At 73.6% G+C, this 20,361-nt stretch carries 16 protein-coding genes; 7 read left to right on the top strand and 9 right to left on the bottom strand.

What is annotated here, in order from left to right; translation table 11 throughout:
* The first annotated feature begins 14 nt into the window (after positions 1-14).
* Positions 15-3,011, top strand: a complete 2,997-nt coding sequence (locus ABD292_RS26755; protein ID WP_344211907.1) for a helix-turn-helix transcriptional regulator — start codon at positions 15-17, stop codon at positions 3,009-3,011.
* Positions 3,012-3,248: 237 nt separating this feature from the next.
* On the opposite strand, the gene ABD292_RS26750 is transcribed toward ABD292_RS26755, so the two are convergent.
* The 4 genes from ABD292_RS26750 to ABD292_RS26735 form a co-directional block, all read right to left on the bottom strand.
* Positions 3,249-4,454 carry an MFS transporter gene (locus tag ABD292_RS26750; protein ID WP_344211905.1) on the bottom strand — a complete coding sequence of 402 codons (1,206 nt, stop codon included), beginning with the start codon at positions 4,452-4,454 and terminating at the stop codon, positions 3,249-3,251.
* An 85-nt stretch (positions 4,455-4,539) separates the two neighbouring features.
* Positions 4,540-6,972 carry a hypothetical protein gene (locus ABD292_RS26745; protein ID WP_344211903.1) on the bottom strand — a complete coding sequence of 811 codons (2,433 nt, stop codon included), beginning with the start codon at positions 6,970-6,972 and terminating at the stop codon, positions 4,540-4,542.
* An 82-nt stretch (positions 6,973-7,054) separates the two neighbouring features.
* Positions 7,055-7,984 (bottom strand): carbohydrate kinase family protein, encoded by a 930-nt coding sequence (locus tag ABD292_RS26740; protein WP_344211901.1) that lies wholly within the window; start codon positions 7,982-7,984, stop codon positions 7,055-7,057.
* A complete protein-coding gene (locus ABD292_RS26735; protein ID WP_344211899.1) occupies positions 7,981-8,907 on the bottom strand; it encodes a pseudouridine-5'-phosphate glycosidase in 927 nt (308 codons plus the stop codon). The genes ABD292_RS26740 and ABD292_RS26735 overlap by 4 nt, the downstream gene beginning before the upstream one ends.
* A 166-nt stretch (positions 8,908-9,073) precedes the next feature.
* On the opposite strand from ABD292_RS26735, the gene ABD292_RS26730 reads away from it, so the two are divergent.
* A complete protein-coding gene (locus tag ABD292_RS26730) occupies positions 9,074-10,588 on the top strand; it encodes a phytoene desaturase family protein (protein ID WP_344211897.1) in 1,515 nt (504 codons plus the stop codon).
* 43 nt (positions 10,589-10,631) lie between these two features.
* Here the strand turns inward: ABD292_RS26730 and ABD292_RS26725 are convergent, their stop codons facing one another.
* A complete protein-coding gene (locus ABD292_RS26725; RefSeq protein ID WP_344211895.1) occupies positions 10,632-11,192 on the bottom strand; it encodes a TetR/AcrR family transcriptional regulator in 561 nt (186 codons plus the stop codon).
* Between the two features lie 84 nt (positions 11,193-11,276).
* Here ABD292_RS26725 and ABD292_RS26720 point away from each other — a divergent pair, with 84 nt between their 5' ends.
* The 5 genes from ABD292_RS26720 (at position 11,277) to ABD292_RS26700 (ending at position 17,666) form a co-directional block, all read left to right on the top strand.
* The gene (locus tag ABD292_RS26720) at positions 11,277-12,479 is read left to right on the top strand and encodes a cytochrome P450 (protein ID WP_344211893.1); all 1,203 of its coding nucleotides are present in this window, start codon (positions 11,277-11,279) and stop codon (positions 12,477-12,479) included.
* A gap of 62 nt (positions 12,480-12,541) precedes the next feature.
* Positions 12,542-13,240, top strand: coding sequence for a response regulator transcription factor (locus ABD292_RS26715; protein ID WP_344211891.1), 699 nt, complete (start codon positions 12,542-12,544; stop codon positions 13,238-13,240).
* A gap of 35 nt (positions 13,241-13,275) precedes the next feature.
* On the top strand, positions 13,276-14,586 hold the full coding sequence (locus ABD292_RS26710; RefSeq protein WP_344211889.1) for a HAMP domain-containing sensor histidine kinase: 1,311 nt from the start codon (positions 13,276-13,278) through the stop codon (positions 14,584-14,586).
* Positions 14,587-14,610: 24 nt separating this feature from the next.
* The gene (locus tag ABD292_RS26705; RefSeq protein ID WP_344211887.1) at positions 14,611-15,786 is read left to right on the top strand and encodes a bifunctional glycosyltransferase family 2/GtrA family protein; all 1,176 of its coding nucleotides are present in this window, start codon (positions 14,611-14,613) and stop codon (positions 15,784-15,786) included.
* Positions 15,783-17,666: an ArnT family glycosyltransferase gene (locus ABD292_RS26700; RefSeq protein ID WP_344211885.1), complete on the top strand. Its 1,884-nt coding sequence runs from the start codon at positions 15,783-15,785 to the stop codon at positions 17,664-17,666. The genes ABD292_RS26705 and ABD292_RS26700 overlap by 4 nt, the downstream gene beginning before the upstream one ends.
* 6 nt (positions 17,667-17,672) lie before the next feature.
* On the opposite strand, the gene ABD292_RS26695 is transcribed toward ABD292_RS26700, so the two are convergent.
* From ABD292_RS26695 to ABD292_RS26680, 4 genes are all read right to left on the bottom strand, one after another.
* Positions 17,673-17,939, bottom strand: coding sequence for a hypothetical protein (locus ABD292_RS26695; protein WP_329574290.1), 267 nt, complete (start codon positions 17,937-17,939; stop codon positions 17,673-17,675).
* A gap of 69 nt (positions 17,940-18,008) precedes the next feature.
* Complete coding sequence (locus ABD292_RS26690; RefSeq protein WP_344211882.1) at positions 18,009-18,860, bottom strand: helix-turn-helix domain-containing protein; 852 nt, start codon at positions 18,858-18,860, stop codon at positions 18,009-18,011.
* A gap of 57 nt (positions 18,861-18,917) precedes the next feature.
* Positions 18,918-19,178, bottom strand: a complete 261-nt coding sequence (locus tag ABD292_RS26685; RefSeq protein ID WP_344211880.1) for a hypothetical protein — start codon at positions 19,176-19,178, stop codon at positions 18,918-18,920.
* A 104-nt stretch (positions 19,179-19,282) separates the two neighbouring features.
* Positions 19,283-20,296, bottom strand: a complete 1,014-nt coding sequence (locus tag ABD292_RS26680; RefSeq protein WP_344211878.1) for a phosphotransferase family protein — start codon at positions 20,294-20,296, stop codon at positions 19,283-19,285.
* Positions 20,297-20,361: the final 65 nt, after the last annotated feature.

Raw genomic sequence — 20,361 nt, 5'->3', positions numbered from 1 at the left:
GCATCCTTGCGTACGTGACCGTACACGCCGTCAGCCCGTTGTTCGTCGGGCGTGCCCGTGAGCTCGCCGTCCTGCGCGACGCGCTCGGCGAGGCGCGCGCCGGCGTGCCCGCGACCGTGCTGGTGGGCGGCGAGGCCGGGGTCGGCAAGACGCGGCTGCTGGGCGAGTTCGCCGACCGCGCCGACGACGCCCTGGTGCTCGTCGGCGGCTGCCTGGAGCTGGGCACGGAGGGCCTGCCGTTCGCGCCGTTCACCGCCGTGCTGCGCGGGCTGGTGCGGCGGCTCGGCCGCGACGGCGTCGCGGCGCTCGTGCCCGGCGGCGCGGCCGGCGGGCTGGCCAGGCTGCTGCCCGAGTTCGGCGAGCCCGGCAGGGAGGGCGCCGAGGCCCGCGCGCGCCTGTTCGAGCTGGTGCTCGGGCTGCTGGAGCGGCTGGCCGAGGAGCGCCCGGTCGCGCTCGTCATCGAGGACGCCCACTGGGCCGACCGCTCCACCCGCGACCTGCTGTCGTTCCTGGTCCGCTACCAACGCACCGCCGGGCGGCTGCTGCTCGTGGTCACCTACCGCAGCGACGAGCTGCACCGCACCCACCCGCTGCGGCCCATGCTGGCCGAGCTGGGCCGGGTCGAGTGGGTCACCCGGGTCGAGCTGCGCAGGCTCACCCGCAGGGAGGCCGTCGCGCAGGCGGCCAGCATCCTGGAGCGCCGGCCGGCGGACGCCGACATGGACCTCATCTACGCCCGCAGCGAGGGTAACCCGCTGTTCGTCGAGGCGCTGCTGAGCGAGGGCGGCGGCCGGGGCGACCTGCCCGAGTCGCTGCGCGACCTGCTGCTCGCCCGCGTCGAGCGGCTGCCCGAGGAGACGCAGGAGCTGCTGCGGGTGGCCAGCGCGGGCGGCCAGCGCTTGGAGCACGACCTGCTGTCGGCCGTCGCCGGGCTCGACGACAACGCCCTGTCGCGGGCGCTGCGCCCGGCCGTCGCAGGCAACGTGCTCGTGGTCGACGGCGAGGGCTACAGCTTCCGGCACGCGCTCATCCGCGAGGCGCTCCACGACGACCTGCTGCCCGGCGAGCACACCCGCCTGCACACCCGCTACGCCGAGGCGCTGGAGCGCGACCTGTCGATCCTGCCCGCCCCGCGCGGCGCGATCGAGCTGGCCCACCACTGGCACGCCGCCCACGACTCCACGTGGGCGCTGGTCAGCGCGTGGCGGGCGGCGGCGGCCGCGCGCACCTCCACCGCCTACGACGAGCAGCTCCGCATGCTCTCGCGGGTCCTGGAGCTGTGGGACCAGGTGCCCGACGCCGCCGGGCGCATCGGCGCCGACCGCCTCGAGGTGCTGCGGCAGACCGCCGTGGTCGCCCACCTGGCCGGCGAGTACGAACGCAGCATCGCCCTGGCCGGCGCACTCCTCGCCGAGCTCGACCCCGCGACCGACCCGGTGCGCACCGCCGTCGTCCTGCGCCAGCGCGGCCTGACCCGCTACGACCTGGGCCGCCCCGGCCATCTCGACGACCTGCGCCGCGCCGCCTCGCTGGTGCCCGCCGAGCCGCCCTCGCGGCTGCGCGCCCAGGTGCTGGAGAGCCTGTCCCGCATGCTCTTCCGTCCCGAGGACAAGGACGAGAAGATCGCCACCGCCGAGATCGCCAGGGAGATCGCCCGCGCGGTCGGCGACGCCAACGTCGAGGCCAACTCCCTCATCACCGCCACCTGGGCGCGCTACCGCTATCACGAGATCGAGACGCAGATGGAGGCGTTCGCCGAGGCACGCCGCATCGCCGCCGCCGCGGACGCCTACAACGCGCTCATGCGCTGCGCGATCTCCGAGTCCGACGCGCTGGAGGGCGCGGGGTGGCACGAGCGGGCCGCCGAGGTCGCCCGCGCGGGCATCGCCGACTCCGCCCACTACGGCCTGGCGCGCACCTCCGGCACCTTCCTCGCGATCAACCTCGCCGAGCCGCTGGTCTCGCTCGGGCGGTGGGACGAGGCGCTGGAGGTCATCGAACAGGCCCTCGACCTCACGCCCCCCGCGCCCTACCGGGCGAGCCTGCAGGGGTTCATCACCGACATCGCGCTCGCGCGCGGGCAGCTCGACCGGGCCGAGCAGCTGTTCGACGCCTCGCGCGGGGTGCTGTCGCGGGGCACCTACCGCGACCAGACGCTGCTGCCGCATCTGCGGCGCAAGGTGGAGCTGCTGGAGGCACGCGGCGAGGCCGGCGAGGCGGTGCGGGAGGCCGCCGAGGCACTGGCGGAACGCGACCTGGTGTCCAGCCCGCGCTACGTGTGGCAGCTCCTGGTGACCTTCGCCCACCTGTTGACCACAGCCGGGGGCAGGACGGCTCCGGGGCGGGCGTCCGTGGCGGAGGAGGCGACGGCGGCGCTGCCCCGGCTGCGGGAGGTGGCGCGGCGCATCGGCACCGAGGGCGAGCTGCAGGAGGCGCAGCGGCTCACCTTCGAGGCACTGCTGGGCCCGGAGCCGCCGGCGGCGGGCGAGGCTGCGCGACCGAGGTCGGAGTCGCCGGCCGCCGACGTGGAAGCGCGGGTCGCGTGGCGGGTCAAGGCGTGGGAGGCCGCGGTCGGGGCCTGGGTCGATCTGGGGCAGCCCTATCCGGAGGCCCGCGCCCTCCTGGGGTCGGCGCAGGCGCTGCTCGCGGCGGGCGACCGGCAGGGGGCGGCGGCGCGGCTCGAACGGGCCCGCGAGCTGGCCACCAGGCTCGGCGCCGCGCCGCTGCTGGAACAGCTCGACGTCGTCCGCCGCCGGGCCCGCCTCGGCGGCGGCCCGTCCGACGAGCCCGCCGGCGACGGGCAGCCGCTCGGCCTGACGGCGCGCGAGCTGGAGGTGCTGCGCGAGGTGACGAACGGCCGCAGCAACCGCGAGATCGCCGAGACGCTGGTCATCTCGGTGAAGACGGTGAGCGTGCACGTCTCCAACATCCTGGCCAAGCTCGGCGTCGCCGGCCGAGGCGAGGCCGCCGCCACCGCCCACCGCCTCCACCTGTTCGACGACCTCCCCTGACCCGCGGGCCCTTCCGCGATCCGAGGGCTCTCCGCGATCCACGGGCCGTCCGCGATCCACCGGACCGCAGCGACTCAGCGGGCCCTGCGACCGCCGGGTACTTCCCTGCTGCACGGAGCCGCTGCGACACTCGGGAAATCGCGTGACCTACCGGGCCTCCGTGACTCAGGTCTCTCCGTAGCCCACCGTCCCTTCCCTGCGCCGCCGTGTCCGCAGGTCCGTGGCCACGGCTGCGGGTCAGGTGGCGGGCAGTGTGCGGGAGGTTTTTCGGCCGATCAGTAGTAGTGCGCTGACGGAGATCACGATCCCGGCGGCGATGACCGGCACCAGGGCTTGCAGGTCGAGGCCATCGGCCACCAGGCCGAACAGCGGCGGGCCGAGGAGGGAGCCGATGCTGCCTGCCTGGGCGATGATGCCGTTGCCGACGTCGGCGTGGTCGAGTCGTTCCAGCACCAGCGGCAGGACGGCCATGACGAGGGCGCCGAGGAAGCCGTTCTCGATCGAGATGACGGCCGCGCCGGTCAGCGCGACCGGCGACGAGCCGTGACCGCCGAACATGAGCCAGGCGGCCGGCAGCGTGAGCAGCCCGGCAGAGGCGAGGACGCCGACCGGCGTGCCCCGGCGCAGCAGCATCCCCACGGTCACCCCGCCGAGCGCGCTGAGCAGCGAGATCACGGCGGTGACCGCGCCGGCGGAGGCGGCCGAGTGGCCGTACCGCTCGACCAGGAGCGTGGGCAGCAGGACGAGCACCGGCATGGTCACGAGCACGGCCAGGCAGAAGGCCGCGGCCAGGAGGCCCGGCCAGGCCAGCGCCCGCACGCGGGGCACGGGTCCGGCACCCTGGGGCCGGGCGGAGCCGCGCGGCAGCCGTAAACGCACCACCAGCGCCATCACGAGCGTCAGCCCGGCGAGCACGCCGATCCAGCCACGCCACCCGATCGCGGCGCCGACCGCGCCCCCTGCGAGCGTGCTCGCGCCCAGGCCCACCGCGACGAACGTGGCCCAGATGGACAGCGCGGTCCCGCGGTCGCGTTCCCTGGCCAGCCGTACGATCAGCGCGGGGCAGGCGATGGTGACCAGGAGGTATCCGATGCCCTCGACGCCCCGGGCGGTGAGCAGCCAGGCGTAGCCGCCCGCGACCGTCCCCGCCGCGCTCGCCACCGCCGTCAGGGCGAGTCCGGCGACCAGTGACCGTTCGGCGCCGAGGCGGCGGATCAGGTAGCCGGCGGGCAGGCCGACGGCGGCACCGACGCCGACCACCGTGGAGATGACCCAGCCGAGTTGCGCCAGCGACAGCCCGAGCTCGGCCGCCACCGCCGGCCCGACGGGGCTGAACTTGCCGAGGCTCATGGCCGCGACGACCCCTCCGAGGTAGACGACGGCGATCGTGCCCCAAGGGGTGCGTGGCTGGGCCGAGGTGTCGGGGGTCGTCCCGGCGTTCATGGATCTCCTTCGCGTTGCTCCGCACAGGTTCGTCCGGGTTAGAGCATCGTCGCGAAGGAGGTGGTGATCAAGGGTACGGGCGCCGCTAGCCGGTGAGCTGGGCCTCCAGGCGGTAGCCGTCCACCGTGACGTACACCTGGTCGCCGGGGCGGGCGTTCAGGCGCATGAGCACCGGCTGGAGCGAGTCGAAGACCGGCTGGTGGCCCTGCCAGACCAGGACGATCGCGTTGTCGCCGGGGCCGGTGACCGACAGCAGGGTGCCGGGGCGCATGCCGAGCTGGGCCGCGTACCCCTCGGGGACCGGCACCGGGCCGCCGCGCAGGTGCTCCGGCGTGACCTCGATCCGCTGCCAGCGGCGCGGGTCGGAGGACGGGCTCGGCAGTGGCGGGGGCGGCGTCGCCGGGGCGCCCGCCAGGCCGGCGGGCAGCATGCCCGACCGGCCGCCGGACAGCGCCGACAGCGTGGCGAGCGCGGCCGACGGGTCGATCGAGCCGGCCGTCGCGGACGGGATCGGCTGGCCGCCGCGGTGGTGGTGGCCGTTCGCGCCCGGTGTGCGGCGGGGGAGGGGCTGGGCCGGGGACGGGGCCGAGGCCATCGGGTCGGCGGACTCCGACGGCAGGGCGTCCAGCCACGCCTTGGCGGAGTGGGCGCGGATGCCCAGCTCGCCCATCAGCTCCACCATGTCGGCGTCCGGCGGGGCCGAGGCCAGGAGCTGGCGCGTACGGGCCTGGAGGCCGTGGATGTCGCCCACCACGAGCCAGCCGTCCTGGAGCCGGCGGTCGGGCATGAGCGTGACCAGCACCCGCCAGAGCGGGGTGCGCAGGGAGGGCACCATCACCGGGTGGGCCGGGTCGGCGCCGATCAGCTGCTCCTCGGTGGCCGCCGCGCCCAGCCACTCCGTCAGGCGGAACATGTGCCCGGTCACCGGCGCGGACTCCGAGGAACGCAGCCAGGTCAGCACGCGCTCCTCGGCCGTGCGCTGGGCGTGGGAGAGGGATTCGCGCTCGACCAGCAGCTTGTGGGCGAGCGTGCGGAGGCTGATCGGGTCCTCGGCGAACAGCCGGTGCACGGCCACGGCCAGCTCCAGCTTGTCCAGGCCGCGGAAGAGGTTGTCGACGACGCGGACCATCGCGTGGTCGGTGTCGAACGGCACCGGGGAGGAGCCGGCGCCGGTCTTGCCCGGGGCTGCGGAGAAGGAGCCGGTCTCCTCGCGGCCGGGTTGCCGGGCCGTCGGACGCTGCGGCAGCGCTCCCGCGCCAGGCTGACCGGGCTGACCGGGCTGACCGGGCTGAGACGGCTGGCCGGGGGTCTGGCGCTGCGGCAGGGCGCCGTTCTGCGGCTGGGCGGCGAACGCGCCGCTTTGCGCCGGGAACGACCCCGTCTGGCGGGACTCGCCGGGGACGGCGGGGGTGGGGCCCGTCTGCGGGCCGCCGGGTAGGGAGGGGCCGGCCTGCCGGTCGCCGGGCACGGCAGGGGAGGAGCCCGTCTGCTGGCCGCCAGGTAGGGGGCCGGCCTGCCGGTCGCCGGGCAAGGAGGGGAAGGAGCCCGTGTGCCGGTCGCCGCTCTGCGCCGGGAACGAGCCCGTCTGGCGCGGCTCGCCGGGTTGCCCGCCCGCCGGCGGTTCCGCGGGCCGCCCGGGGAACGCCGCCGCAGGGCGCTGCGGCAGCCCGTTGCCCTGCCCGCCCGGCTGCCCACCGGGCTGCCCTCCCGGTTGTCCCGTGCCGGGCGCGCTCTGCCCGCCCGGTTGCGCGGCGAACGGACCGCTCTGGCCACCACCGGAAGAAGCGGCGAACGGGCCGCTCTGCCCGCCGCCGGAAGCCGCGAACGGGCCGCTCTGGCCGGAGGACGCGGCGAGCGGGGCGTCGCGGCCGTCCGCAGGGGCGGGGAACGGGCCGCTCTGGCCCGGAGAGGCGGCGAGTGGGGCGTCGCGGCCGTCGGCAGGGGCGGGGAAGGGGCCGCTCTGGCCGTTGGGGGAGGGGGCGACGAAGGGGCCGCCCGAGGGTACGGCGGGGAAGGAGCCGGTGTTCCTGGTCTCCTCGGCGCCGTCCGCGCCGCGCGGCACCGGCCGCGTCAGCTCGGCCTGACCGGCGGCGGGAAGGGCGGGGATGCGGCCGAGGATCTCGCGGAGGACCGCGCCGACCACCACTTCAGGCGTGGCGGACGGGGTGCCGAGATCGCTGGGGGACAGGCGGCGCAGCCGCTGCCAGCCGCCGAGGCCGATGACCGCCGTACGGGTGGCCTCGGGCCAGCCGGGCAGCGCGGGATCGACGGGATGGACGGTCAGCGCGGGCACCAGGTCGGACAGCGGCAGGTGGTCCCAGCGGGCGGTGGCCAGCCGGCCGAGGCGTTCGCAGATCCAGTCGAGCCCCGCCGTGCCGAGCGCCTTGGAGAGGGGGAGGGAGGACCACCATCCCGCGGGCAGGCGCGGGTCGCCCAGCGCCTCGGCCACCTGCTGTGGTCGGCTCCAGCGAAGAGCTGGGACTAGGTCGCTCAGGCAGATCGATGACTCGACTTCCATCGGCGGACCTTATCCTCCCCAGTGTGCCGCGTGTGCTGCCCGTTGCGCATGTGGCTCTTGGTGCAGCCTACGCGGCAAGCTATCAATCAGTGTGAATAGGGTAAAGACGGTTCAGATCCAAACCGTACCGTGGACGACCCCCCACCTGGGCCACACATGCGGCACCCGCACGACATCCTTCCTCAAGAGCGGCTCTTTCCCCGCATCCCCGCAAGGTCGCCGCGAGAAACCCGGCGGCGAACGCGTCCCCAGCTCCGGTCGTGTCCACGACCTGGCTCGGCAGCCCGGGAACCCGCGCGGTGATGGTGCCGTCCACCGCCGCCAGCGCGCCGTCGGCGCCCATTTTCACCACGGCTGTGCCGTATCTCTCACTCAGCAGTTCGGCCGCCCGCTCCGGCGTCCGCGCGCCTGACAGCAGCAGGGCCTCGTCGAGATTGGGGATGACGAGGTCGGCGGCGGCGGTCTCGGCCATGAAACGTTCGGCGCCGAAGTCGAGCAGGGGCTTGGTCGAGGCCGGGTCCACGCTGACCGCGACCCCGGCCGCCGCCGCGTCCGCCAGGGCGGCCCTGGCCAGGCCCAGACCCGGCTCGGCGAACAGCACGTACCCGGACAGGTGCAGCCGGACCACCCCCTCCAGCAGGGCGGGGTCCCAGTCGCGTGCGGAGATCAGGCCGCCCGCGCCCCGGTTGGTGAGCATGGACCGCTCGCCGCTCGGGTCCACCATCGCGATCACGACGGCGGTGGGGTGGTCGGGGTCCACGGTCACCTGGGGCCGTACGCCGGCCTTGGTCAGCTCGGCGATGTGCCAGTCGCTGCTGTCGTAGCCCAGCCTGGCCAGCAGGCGGGTGTCGGCGCCCAGGTGGGCGGCCCAGGCGGCGGTGTTCGCGCCCGAGCCGCCGGGACGCAGCATGATGTCGGCCGCGGTGTCGGTGCCCGCCAGGACGGGGGAGCCGTGCAGCGCCACCACATCGGTGACCGCGTCCCCGACGACCAGGAGACCGCGGTCGGTCACGAGTCCGCCCAGCTCACCGCGATCCGGGCGGCAAGGGCGACGTTGCCGCGCACGGCGGCCAGGTTGGCCTCCAGCGAGGCGCCGCCCGTGCCGTCGACCAGGTAGCCGAGCAGGAACGGGGTGATCGCCTGGCCCTTGACGCCGTCGCGCTCGGCGGCGGCCAGCGCCTCGGCCAGCACGCGGTCGTGCAGCTCGGGGTCGAGCTGCTGGTCCACGGGGACGGGGTTGGCGACGATCAGGGCCGTCTCCTGGCCGCCGAGCGCGTCCTGGCCGCGCATGATCGCCGCCGCCTCGTCGGGCGACTCGATCCGCCAGTCGATCGGCAGGCCGGAGGTGTGCAGGTAGAAGCCGGGGAAGGCGTCGGTGCGGTAGCCCACCACGCTGACGCCGCGGGTCTCCAGGCGCTGGAGCGTCGCGGGCACGTCGAGGATGGACTTCACGCCCGCGCAGACGACGGTGATGCGGGTGCGGGCGAGCGTGTCGAGGTCGGCGGACTCGTCCTGGTCCTCGGTCCAGCCCCGGTGCACGCCGCCGAGCCCGCCGGTGGCGAAGATGCGGACCCCGGCCCGCGCGGCGAGGAACGACGTGGCCGACACCGTGGTCGCGCCGCTCGCCTTGAGCGCGGCGGCCATGGGCAGGTCACGCTGGCCCAGCTTGCGCAGGCCGGGCTCGGTCGCGATGCGCTCCAGCCCGGCCGCGTCCAGCCCGACGCGGGGCACGCCGTCGAGCACGGCGATCGTGGCCGGCACCGCCCCCGCCGCGCGGACGATCTCCTCCAGCTCGCGCGCGACCTCCAGGTTGCGCGGCTGCGGCAGACCGTGGGAGATGATCGTGGACTCCAGCGCCACGACGGGGGCGCCACTGGCCAGGGCCTCGGCCACCTCGTCGGACGGCTGCAGGACGGAGTCGGCGGTGCTGCGCATGGTGGGTCTCGTGCTCCTTGCGAAATCCGGGGGCGGGGAACGGCGAACTCTACGGCATCGCTCGCCGACAATGCAGGTTACGGCCATTCCCGGGGTCGGTCATCCCCACCGGTGATCACACGTCCGGCGTTGACGCGGGGCGTGGTATGACACGTAAAGTGCGGGGATGGGCGCGTATGACGTGATCGTGGCGGGAGCGGGGCACAACGGGCTGGTGGCCGCGGCCTACCTGGCCCGGGCCGGCCGGCGGGTGCTGGTGCTGGAGCGGTACGACCACGTGGGCGGCCTGGCGATCTCCACACGCGCCTTCCCCGGGGTGGACGTGCGGCTGTCCCGCTACAGCTACCTCGTCAGCCTCCTCCCGGCGCGGATCGTCCGCGACCTGGGCCTCGACCTGGAGCTGCGCCGCCGCCGCTACGCCTCGTACACGCCGGTGGCCGGCACGGGCCTGCTGGTCGACAACGAGGACGCCGCCCGCACGGCGGCCTCGTTCGCGGCGGTCACCGGCGGCGAGAGCGACCACAAGGCCTGGCAGGAGTTCTACGCGATGACCGGGCGGGTGGCCGAGGCCCTGGCCCCCACCCTCCTCGAACCCCTCCGCGCGCCCGCCGAGATCGAGCGCCTGGTCGGCCCGGAGGCGTGGCGGGCGCTGTTCGCCGAGCCGATCGGCCAGGCCGTGGACGCGCGGTTCGCCGACGACACGGTCCGCGGGGTCGTCCTCACCGACGCGCTCATCGGCACCTTCGCCGACCCGTCCGCCGACCTGCTCGCCAACCGCTGCTTCCTCTACCACGTGATCGGCGACGGCACCGGCGAGTGGAACGTCCCGGTCGGCGGCATGGGCGCGGTCTCGGGCGCGCTGGAGGCGGCGGCCCGCCGGGCGGGTGCGGAGATCAGGACCGGCGCGGAGATCGTCGGGATCGCGCCGTCCGGGGAGGTCACGTTCGCCGACGAGCGCGGCGAGCACACCGTGACCGGCGGGCACGTGCTGGTCAACCTGCCGCCCGCGGTGCTCGACCGGCTGCTCGGCCGCGAGCCCGCCGTCCCCGAGGGGGCGCAGCTCAAGGTCAACATGGTGCTGAGCCGGCTGCCCCGGCTCAAGGACGACTCCGTGGACCCGCGCGCGGCCTTCAGTGGCACCTTCCACATCAACGAGACCCGCGACCAGCTCGCCCGCGCCCACGCGCAGGCGGCGGCCGGGCGGATCCCGGACCTCCCGCCTGCCGAGGTCTACTGCCACTCGCTCACCGACTCGTCGATCCTGGGACCGGAGCTACGCGGCCGGGCCGAGACGATGACGCTGTTCGGCCTGCACATGCCCGCCCGGCTGTTCCGCGAGGACCCCGAGGGGGCGCGCGCGGCGGCCCTGCGCGCCACGTTCGCCTCGCTGGACGCCGTGCTCGCCGAGCCCATCGAGGACTGCCTGCTCCGCGCGCCCGACGGCACGCCCTGCGTCGAGGCCAAGAGCCCGGTGGACCTGGAGCGGGACGCCGGGCTGCCCGGCGGCCACATCTTCCACACGGACCTGAGCTGGCCGTACGACGAGGACGGCCGGGGCGGCTGGGGCGTCGAGACCGAGCACGAGCGCATCCTCATGTGCGGCGCGGGCGCCCGCCGGGGCGGCGGGGTCAGCGGCATCGGCGGCCACAACGCCGCGATGGCCCTGCTCGCCCGCCCGTAACCGCCCGCCCGTAACTGCTCGCCTGCGCGTAATCGCCCGCCCGCTAGTAGCCGCCGGCGACCAGCTTGCCGGCCACCTCCAGCGCCACCTCCGTACGCCGCTCGTCCGGCACCTTCAGGTCGAACAGGAACGGCACGCTGCCGAGGACCACCGCGAGCACCGCCAGCCGCGCCTCGAACGCCCGCACCGGATCGTCGCCGGGCGAGGCCAGCACGGAGATCATCGCGATCAGGCCCCGCTGCATGCGCTCCCCGGCCGGCAGCTCGCGCATCACACCCTGGTTCACCTGGGCGAACTGGAACAGCGGCCGCCACTGGTCCTCCAGCAGCCCCGAGATGCGTGCCAGGATCTCCTTCCTGGCCTCCGCCGTCGCCGGCTGCTCCTCGGCCCACGCCACCAGCTCGTCCATCGACTGGGCGAGCCGCTCCACGACGCTGGCGAGGATCGCCTCCTTCGTCCGGAAGTGGTAGTAGAGCGCCGGCCGGGTGATCTCCAGCCGTTCGGCGACCTCCTGGAGCGTGGTCTTGTCGTATCCGCGTTCGGCGAACAGCTCCAGCGCGACCTGCTGAATCCGCTCTCGTGTGTCCGTCCGCCGCCCTGCCATGCCGCTCCCATCCTTGACGCACGTTCCCACATTGCTTACTTTCGTGTAAGTAAGCAATGTGGTCCAGCCTGTAGGGAGCAGACTATGGCTCAGATCTTCCCCGCTCAGCGCAGGTGCCCCTTCGCGCCGCCCCCCGAGTACGCCGACCTGCGCGAGCAGGCCCCCCTCGTCCGCGCCGAGCTGCCCGGCGGCGTCGTCTGGCTGGTCACGAGGCACGCAGAGGCGCAGCGGGTCCTGGCCGGAGGGGGCATCAGCACCAGCCCCGCCACGCCCGGCCACCCCCACCACGTCTTCCACCCCGGAGGGGCCACCCCCGAGCGCCAGGCGCTCCTGGCCGAGAACGCCCCCGGGCACTTCATCGACCTCGACCCGCCCGAGCACACCCGCTTCCGCAAGCTGCTCATCCCCGAGTTCACCGTCCGCCGCGTACGGGAGATGCGCCCCGGCATCCAGGACATCGCCGACCGGCTCATCGACGACATGCTGCACAAGGGACCGGAGGCCGAGCTCGTCGCCGACTTCGGGCTGCCGCTGCCGTCGCTGGTCATCTGCAGGCTGCTCGGGGTCCCGTACGCCGACCACGAGTTCTTCCAGTCGCGCACCCGCTCGATGCTCAGCGCGCTCGACGACGAGCAGGTCCGCTTCACCGCCGCGTCCGAGATCAGGAACTACCTCGACGCGCTCGTCACCGCCGCCGAGAAGGGCCCCGAGGACGACCTGCTCGGCCGGATCATCACCAGCGGCCGGCTCACCCACGACGAGATCGTCGGCGTGATCTTCCTGCTCCTCGTCGCCGGCCACGAGACCACCGCCAACATGATCCCGCTGGCCGTGCTCACCCTCCTGCGCCACCCCGACCAGCTCGCCGCGCTGCGCGCCGACCCCGACGGCTGGCCCATGGCGGTCGAGGAGCTGCTGCGTTACCTGTCCATCGTCGACTGGGTGGCCTTCGACCGGGTCTCCACCGAGGACCAGGAGATCGGCGGGCAGCTCGTCCGCCGGGGCGAGGGCATCTTCGTCCTCGGCGCCTCCGCCAACCGCGACGAGCGGGCCTTCGAACGCCCCGACGACTTCGACGCCCGGCGCGGCGCCCGCCACCACGTGGCCTTCGGCTACGGCGTGCACCAGTGCCTCGGCCAGAACCTGGCCCGCGCCGAGCTGGAGATCGCCCTGCGCACGCTGTTCGAGCGCCTGCCGGACCTGCGCGCCACGGTGAGCGAGGAGGAGGTGCCCGCCAAGTACGACGCCGCCATCTTCGGGCTCAACGCGCTCCCCGTCACCTGGTGACCCCGGGGGACACGGACGGCCCGTTCATAGGGTTCTCATGATGTTCCCTTAGCGTTTGCTGCATGAGTGAGGCCGCACGGTTGCTGGTAGTCGACGACGAGCCCGCGTTGCGCGAGGCACTGCAGTCCAGCCTCGAGTTCGAGGGCTACAGGGTCGTCACCGCGAACGACGGGCAGGCCGCGCTCGACGAGCTGGCCCGCGCCTCCTACGACGCGGTGCTGCTCGACGTCATGATGCCGCGGCTCGACGGGCTGACCGCCTGCCGCCGCCTGCGGGCCTCGGGCAACCACATCCCGGTCCTCATGCTCACCGCGCGCGACGCGGTGGGCGACCGGGTCTCGGGGCTCGACGCCGGGGCCGACGACTACCTGGTCAAGCCGTTCGAGCTGGACGAGCTGCTGGCCAGGGTCCGCGCCCTGCTGCGGCGCGGCGCGCTCAGCACCGGCGGCCCCGAGGGTGACACGCTGACGTACGCCGACCTGCGCATGGACCCCGCCACCCGCGAGGTCACCCGCGGCGAGCGCCGGCTCGACCTCACCAGGACCGAATACCTGCTCATGGAGCTGTTCCTGTCGCACCCGCGCCAGGTGCTCACCCGCGACCAGATCCTGAGCGAGGTGTGGGGCTTCGACTTCGAGCCCACCTCCAACTCCCTCGACGTCTACGTCATGTACCTGCGGCGCAAGACGGAGGCGGGAGGCGAGCCGCGGATCATCCACACCGTCCGCGGGGTGGGCTATGTCCTGCGGGCCGGCGCGTGAGACCCCGCAGCCTCCGGGCTCGGCTGACGCTCCTCGTGACGGGGGCGGTGTCGTCCGCCGTCGTGCTGTGCGCGGTCCTGTCGTGGTTCATCATCCAGATGCTGGTCCTCGCGCAGGTGGACCAGAGCATCCTGGAGAACCAGGGGGACGTGAAGTACCTGCTCCACGAGTGCCGCCCAGAAGGCACGCAGGGCCCCTACTTCGAGGGCATGGCGACGGTGCTCCGCCCCGACGGCACCACCTGCTCGCTCGGCCGGGCCATCGTGCCCACCCAGGAGGACCGCAAGGCGCTGGAGCCCCTGCCGGAGCCCATCTACCGCAACGGGGTGACGACGGACGGCAAACGGGTGCGCGTCGTGACCGTCAACGTGGAGCCGGGCCTCGCCGTGATGGCGGCCCGGCCGCTCTGGCACGTCGAGCGCACCCTGCGCTACGCCGCCGTGGGGCTCGGCGGCATCGCCGCGCTCGGCACGCTCGGCGCGGCCATGGCGGGCCTCGCCGTCTCGCGCGCCGCGCTGCGCCCCGTGGGCGAGCTGACCAGGGCGGTCGAGCACATCGCGCAGACCGAGGACCTCGACACCCGCATCCCCGTACGCGGCACCGACGAGATCGCTCGCCTGTCGTCGTCCTTCAACGCGATGACCTCCGCCCTGGCCGGCTCCCGCGAACGCCAGAAACAGCTCGTCGCCGACGCCGGCCACGAGCTGCGCACCCCGCTGACCACCCTGCGGACCAACATCGACCTGCTGCTGCGCAGCGAGCAGACCGGCCGCAGCATCGACCCCGAGGCCAAGCAGCGGCTGCTGGTCAACGTCAAGGCGCAGTTCGCCGAGCTGACCACGCTGGTGGCCGACCTGCTCCAGCTCGCCCGCGGCGACCAGGACCACGAGCCGCACGTCGAGCTGGCCTTCCACGAGGTCGTGACGGCCGCTGTGGAGCGTGCCCGGCTGCGCGGCGCGCAGGTGGTCACCGACCTCGAACCCTGGTACGTCGTCGGCAACGCCGCCTCACTGGAGCGCGCGGTGATCAACCTCCTCGACAACGCGGCCAAGTTCAGCTCCGACAACGGGGTCGAGGTGTCGCTGCGGGACGGGCGGCTGACCGTCCGCGACCACGGCCCGGGGCTGCCCGAGGAGGAGCTGCCGCACGTCTTCGAGCGGTTCTGGCGCTCGCCGTCCGCGCGCGGCCTGCCGGGATCCGGGCTCGGCCTGGCCATCGTGGCCCAGGCCGTGGCCGAGGCGGGCGGTCAGGTGAGCCTGGCGAACGCGCCCGGTGGCGGCGCGGTCGCAACAATGGACCTTCCCGGAACTCTCATTCGTGGCTCAGAATCGGATAAGTCCGGTTAAAGATCCGAATCGTGAGCTGGGTGCATGGACACGACAGCAGTGCGGACCCGCCTGGTCGAGGTGGTCGTCCCCGTGTACGACGAGCAGCGGGCGCTCCGCGCGAGCGTCACCCGCCTCCACGGATACCTCACCAGGAACTTCCCCTACGGATTCCGGATCACCATCGCCGACAACGCCAGCACCGACGACACCTGGCAGATCGCCACCGAACTGGAGCGGGAGCTGCCGCACGTCCGCGCCGTGCACCTGGACGAGAAGGGCCGCGGACGGGCGCTGCGCCAGGTCTGGTCGCGCAGCGAGGCCGACGTCGTCAGCTACATGGACGTCGATCTCTCCACCGACCTGGACGCGTTCCTGCCGCTGGTCGCGCCGCTGCTGTCGGGGCACAGCGACCTCGCCATCGGCACCCGGCTGGCGCGGGACTCGCGGGTCGAGCGCGGACCGAAGCGGGAGTTCATCTCCCGCTCCTACAACCTGCTGCTCCGCTCGCTGATGGGCGCCCGGTTCTCCGACGCCCAGTGCGGCTTCAAGGCCGTGCGCACCGAGGTCGCCCGGGCGCTGCTGCCCGGCGTCGAGGACGAGCAGTGGTTCTTCGACACGGAGCTGCTGCTGCTGGCCGAACGGTACGGCCTGCGCATCCACGAGGTCCCCGTCGACTGGGTGGACGACCCGGACAGCCGGGTGGACATCGTCCGCACCGCCCTGGACGACCTGCGCGGCATGGTCAGGGTGGCGCGCAAGACGCTCTCCGGCGCCGCGGGCATCCCCGTCCCGCCCCGGATCCAGCGGGCCGAGCTGCCGCGCGGCATGGCCCGCCAGCTTCCCCGCTTCGCGGTCGTCGGCGTGGTCAGCACCCTGGCGTACCTGGCGTTGTACTCCCTGCTGCGGCCGGTCATCCCGCCGCTCGCCGCCAACGCCCTCGCGCTGCTGGTCACCGCCGTGGCCAACACCGCCGCGAACCGGCGCTTCACCTTCGGCGTCACCGGCTCGGCGGGCGCGCTGCGGCACCAGTTCGAGGGGCTGATCGCCTTCCTCGTCGGGCTGTCGCTCACCTCGGGGACCCTCGCGCTGCTGCCCGCGGAGGTCACGCACGGCGTCGAGCTGGCCGCGGTCATCGCCGCCAACGCCGCCGCCACGCTCGTCCGCTTCCTGCTCCTGCGCGTGTGGGTGTTCAACCCCCGGCGGAGGACCGCACGATGAACCTCACCCTCCCGCGGCCCGCGCACCGGGCCGCCGGCAGCCATGCCCTGCCCGCGCCGCGCTGGTCGCGCCCCGCCCTGTGGGCGGTGCTCGCGGCGGCCTTCTTCCTGTACGCCTGGGCGCTCAGCGGCGACGCCAACGAGTACTACGCCGCCGCCGTCCTGTCGGGCACCGGCAGCTGGAAGGCGTTCTTCTTCGGAGCCATCGACGCCGGGTCCTTCATCACCGTGGACAAACCGCCGCTCGCGCTGTGGGTGATGGGGCTGTCGGCCCGGATCTTCGGCTACGCCACGTACAGCATGCTCCTGCCGCAGGCCCTGGCCGGCGTGGCCGCCGTGGCGCTCGTGCATTCGGCCGTGCGCCGGTCCTTCCCGCCCGGCCGCGACGCGCACGCCGCCGCGCTGGTCGCGGCCGTCGTCATGACGCTGACGCCGATCACCGTCGCGATCAACCGGGACAACAACCCCGACACCGTGCTCGTGCTGCTGCTGACGCTGGCGGGCTGGTTCTGCCTGGAGTCGCTGCGGACCGGACGGCTGCGCCCGCTGCTGCTCGCCGCGCTCTTCGTGGGGCTGGCCTTCAACGCCAAGATGCTCCAGGCGTACCTGGTGGTGCCCGCGTTCGCGGTGGCGTACCTGGCGTGCGCCGGGATCTCCTGGCCGAAGCGGCTGGGGCGGCTGCTCGCGGCGGGTGCGGTGCTGGCGGTGTCCAGCGCGTGGTGGATGGTGATCGTCGACCTGTGGCCGGCGGACTCGCGGCCCTACATCGGCGGCTCCACCGACAACACCGTCCGGGACCTCGTCATCGGCTACAACGGGCTCGGGCGGATCTTCGGCCAGAGCCAGGGCGGTGGCTTCGGCGGTGGCTTCGGCGGCGGCGGGGCCCGCTGGGGCGGCGATCCGGGGGCCGGGCGGCTGTTCAACGACGTCCTGGCCGGGCAGATCTCCTGGCTGCTGCCGTTCTGCGTGGCGGCGCTGGCCGTCGCCGTGCTGCTGCGGACGCGGCGGCTCCCCGTCGGCGAGGCCCCCTCGGGGGCGGCCTGGCTGGTGTGGGGCGGCTGGCTGGTCGTGCACTACGTGGTGTTCAGCTTCTCCAGTGGCACGTTCCATCCGTACTACACGACCGCGATGGCTCCCGCCGTGGCCGCGCTCACCGGCATGGGCGCGGTCGTGATGTGGCGGGCGTACCGGAACTCGCGGGCCTGGGCGTGGCTCCTGCCGGTCGCGGTGGCCGCGACCGGGGCGTGGGCGTTCACGGTGCTGCGCCGGACGCCGGACTGGACGCCGTGGCTGGCCTGGGTCGTGCTCGGGGCGACCCTGGTGGCCGTGGCGGCGCTGGTCCTGGCGCGGGCGCGGGCGCGGGTGACGGCGAAGGTGACGGCGTTCGCGCTGGCGGCGACGGTGGTCGCCACGCTGGGCGGGCCGGCCGCGTACGCGGTGACGCCGCTCGCGTCCCCGGTGAACGGCACCAACCCGACCGCGGGGCCCTCTACCGGAGGAACGGGGCAACCGGGGCGGCCGGGCGGTGGGCCGCGCGGTTCGCTGCGGGGCGGGCCCGGCGGTGGTGTCAGTGATGCCATGACCGCGTACCTCGTCGCCCACCAGGGCACGGCCACCTGGCTGGTCGCGGTGAACAGCGCCCAGCAGGCGTCGGGCCTGATCCTCGCCACCGGCAAACCTGTGATCGCGATGGGCGGCTTCACCGGCGGCGACCCGGCCATGACCGTGGACCGGCTGCGCGAGCTGGTCTCCTCGGGCCGGCTCAGGTACGTCATGACCGGCGGCGGCCCCGGCCGGGGCGGCGGCGAGGTGTCGAGCTGGGTGCAGGAGAACTGCGCCGCCGTGGACGGCCAGGACGGCCTGCGCGACTGCGCGGCCTGACCAGGCTCAGGCGGGCAGGGCGGCGAGGAGGAAGGCGAGACGGGCGGCGGCGGACTCGACGTCGTCCGTCGTGCCGAGCCGGTAGCCCCACGAGGTGACGAACGCGCCCTCGTCGGAGCAGGTGACCGTCTCCGCGAGCGTGGCGGAGAAGCGGTTGCGCACCGACACGTAGGCAGGATCGCTGGCCAGAGCGAGGCTCTGGACGGACAGGTCGGCGTGACGACCCGCGTGCCAGGCGAACCGCTCGAGGCTGAGCGCCGTATCAAGCATCATGCGTCACCTCCGCAACGTCTCGCGACAGAATTGCACGATCTTGTGGCGGAGGGCAAGCAATTGCTGCGGTTAATGTGGAGTTTGTTTCCGGTACGCGTGCAGAATGCGAATCATCACCTCCCGCCCGCTCTCGTCGAATTCGGCGACCTTCGCGAAATCATCGAACGCCTGCACGTAGAAAGCCAGGTCGTCGGGCTCGCGCAGGACGAGGTCCTTGGTCATGGTGGCCACGCCCACCATGGCGTCGTTGTAGATCCAGAAGCCGTTGATCGGCGCGGACGGCAGCTCGGTCTCGGCCGGGATCACGCCGAACTCCACGTTGGGCAGCGTGCTGACCGCGAGCAGCCGGTCGATCTGGCCGCGCATCACGTCGGCCGGGGCCAGCATCGTGCGCAGCGCGGCCTCCGGCACCACGAAACGGAACGTGCGGCCGCGGTCGTAGAGGATCTCCTGGCGCTGCATGCGTACCCGTACGGCCGCGTCGATCTGGTCGGCGGCGCTGTAGAGGCGCTTGACCTTGCGGAAGACGTGGCGGGCGTACTCGGAGGTCTGGAGCAGGCCCATGACGATGCCAGGCTCGAAGGCGCGGAACAGCCTGGTGCGCGCCTCCAGGTCGCGCATGTCCTCCTGGATCGCGGCCAGGCCGCTGCGGTAGCGCTGCTTCCAGCTGTCGTGCCGCTCCTGCAGCGCGAGGGCCTGGCTGATCAGGTCGTCCGTCGTGTCGGCGGCGGCGCCGACCGCCTGCGCCCACGTGACCACGTCGTCCTCCGTGGGGGTCTGCCTGGCGTTCTCCAGCCGGGAGACCTTGGACGGCTGCCAGTGCACCCGCTCGGCCAGCTCCTTGCCCGACAGGCCGGCGGCTTCCCGAAGCTGGCGCAGCTGACCGCCGAGGTCGATGCGCGCCTGCTGAAACGACGTCACGCGGCAAGAGGCTAGCCCTGGTTGCTCGGATCATGCCAGGGCCCGCCGCAATTGTGATCAAGCGGTAGCCGAGGGTGTTCCTCCGCTGGTCGGGAAAGCGGTTGCTGCGCCGTCGGGAAGGACCCGGCGGGCGATCTCGGTGATGAGCTCGCGGGGGACCTCGACCGCGGTCTCGCCGGCGAGGACGTCGCGGAGGTCCGCGAGCGCCTCGGCGTCGGTGACCTCGAGGCCCTGGACCACGATGGTGCCGCGGTCGGTCTCGTACAGGGTGGGACAGGCGCCGGCCTCCGAGGTGGAGCCGAGGAATCTCATGCGCATGACGATCCTTCCCCGATGCAAAGTGCAATTGCGCGCAATTGTACGACCCGGGGAGTGTTTTGTGATCGTTTTTCCGGAAATTGTCCTTTTTGGGTAGTGGGCGCTCAGTCCAGGGCGCCCTCCATGAACTCCCCGGCCCGTTCGAAAAGGCCCAGCGTCATCGCGTGCAGCAGGTCGCCGGTCTCCTTCGGCGCCTTGCCGGCGAACGCCCGCGCGTGCGTGCCCTCCAGCACGATGCCGAGCTTGAAGCAGGCCATCACCGCGTACCAGCCGATGGCCGACAGGTCGCGCTCGGACAGCGCCGCGTAGTACGACACCAGCTCCTGGGGCGAGGGGAGGCCCGGCACGTAGCCGTTGCCGCTCGGCCAGGTCGCCAGCAGCCAGCCCAGGTCGAGCAGCGGATCGCCGACCGTGCACATCTCCCAGTCCACGATGGCCGCCACCCGCGGGCCGTCCCAGGCGAACATGAGGTTGGCGAAGTGGTAGTCGCCGTGCATGATCCCCGGCGTGTACGACCGGGGCAGCCGCCGGCTCAGCCAGTCGGCGGTCTCGCGCAGGCCCGGGATGTCGGGGCCGGGATAGCCGTCGAGGTCGCCGTAGGAGTCGAGCTCCTTGAGCCAGCGCGGCACCTGCCGCTCCAGGAAGCCCTCGGGACGCCCGAACCCCGGCAGCACGCCGGGATCGACCCGGCCCAGCTCGGCCAGCGCGGCGGCGGCCTCCAGCCCCATCCGGTGCCGGATCGCCGGATCGGAGGCGTGCGGCTCGGGGAGCCCTGTGGAGGGGTTGAACCCGTCCACGGGCTCCATGAGGTAGAAGACCGGCTCCCGCTCGGTCTGGGCGGCCACCAGCGCCGGCGCGGGCACCCGAGTGCCGCGCAGCGCCGCCAGCACCCGCGCCTCGCGCCGCAGCACCTCGTTGCTCCTGCTGCGGGCGTGCAGGGGCGGGCGGCGCAGGACGTACGACCGGCCGCCGCGCTCCAGGCGGACCATGACGTTCTGGGTGCCGCCGATCACCGGGGCCGCGCCGGTGATCGGGCCGCCGGGGAGTCCCTGGGCGTCCATCCACGCGCCGAGCGCGCCGAAGTCGATCGCGCCGACGTCGATGTGCGTGGAGGTCATGATCACCTCTCGACAGAATGATGTTCTAGCGGGGACCCTACGAGAGCCCTACCCCTCGGTCAACC

The sequence above is a fragment of the Nonomuraea bangladeshensis genome, from assembly GCF_039529455.1.
GTDB classification, from domain to species: domain Bacteria; phylum Actinomycetota; class Actinomycetes; order Streptosporangiales; family Streptosporangiaceae; genus Nonomuraea; species Nonomuraea bangladeshensis.
Note: the sequence above shows the minus strand (reverse complement) of the source record. Positions and strands in the feature narration are given on the sequence as shown.

What these genes read in the sequence shown, in the direction of transcription:
- ABD292_RS26705 (WP_344211887.1), top strand. Translation starts at nt 14,611, where the DNA reads ATGGACACGACAGCAGTGCGGACCCGCCTGGTCGAGGTGGTCGTCCCC.
- ABD292_RS26750 (WP_344211905.1), bottom strand. Translation starts at nt 4,454, where the DNA reads ATGAACGCCGGGACGACCCCCGACACCTCGGCCCAGCCACGCACCCCT.
- ABD292_RS26680 (WP_344211878.1), bottom strand. Translation starts at nt 20,296, where the DNA reads ATGACCTCCACGCACATCGACGTCGGCGCGATCGACTTCGGCGCGCTC.
- ABD292_RS26745 (WP_344211903.1), bottom strand. Translation starts at nt 6,972, where the DNA reads ATGGAAGTCGAGTCATCGATCTGCCTGAGCGACCTAGTCCCAGCTCTT.
- ABD292_RS26715 (WP_344211891.1), top strand. Translation starts at nt 12,542, where the DNA reads ATGAGTGAGGCCGCACGGTTGCTGGTAGTCGACGACGAGCCCGCGTTG.
- ABD292_RS26695 (WP_329574290.1), bottom strand. Translation starts at nt 17,939, where the DNA reads ATGATGCTTGATACGGCGCTCAGCCTCGAGCGGTTCGCCTGGCACGCG.
- ABD292_RS26700 (WP_344211885.1), top strand. Translation starts at nt 15,783, where the DNA reads ATGAACCTCACCCTCCCGCGGCCCGCGCACCGGGCCGCCGGCAGCCAT.
- ABD292_RS26685 (WP_344211880.1), bottom strand. Translation starts at nt 19,178, where the DNA reads ATGCGCATGAGATTCCTCGGCTCCACCTCGGAGGCCGGCGCCTGTCCC.
- ABD292_RS26725 (WP_344211895.1), bottom strand. Translation starts at nt 11,192, where the DNA reads ATGGCAGGGCGGCGGACGGACACACGAGAGCGGATTCAGCAGGTCGCG.
- ABD292_RS26720 (WP_344211893.1), top strand. Translation starts at nt 11,277, where the DNA reads ATGGCTCAGATCTTCCCCGCTCAGCGCAGGTGCCCCTTCGCGCCGCCC.
- ABD292_RS26735 (WP_344211899.1), bottom strand. Translation starts at nt 8,907, where the DNA reads ATGCGCAGCACCGCCGACTCCGTCCTGCAGCCGTCCGACGAGGTGGCC.
- ABD292_RS26730 (WP_344211897.1), top strand. Translation starts at nt 9,074, where the DNA reads ATGGGCGCGTATGACGTGATCGTGGCGGGAGCGGGGCACAACGGGCTG.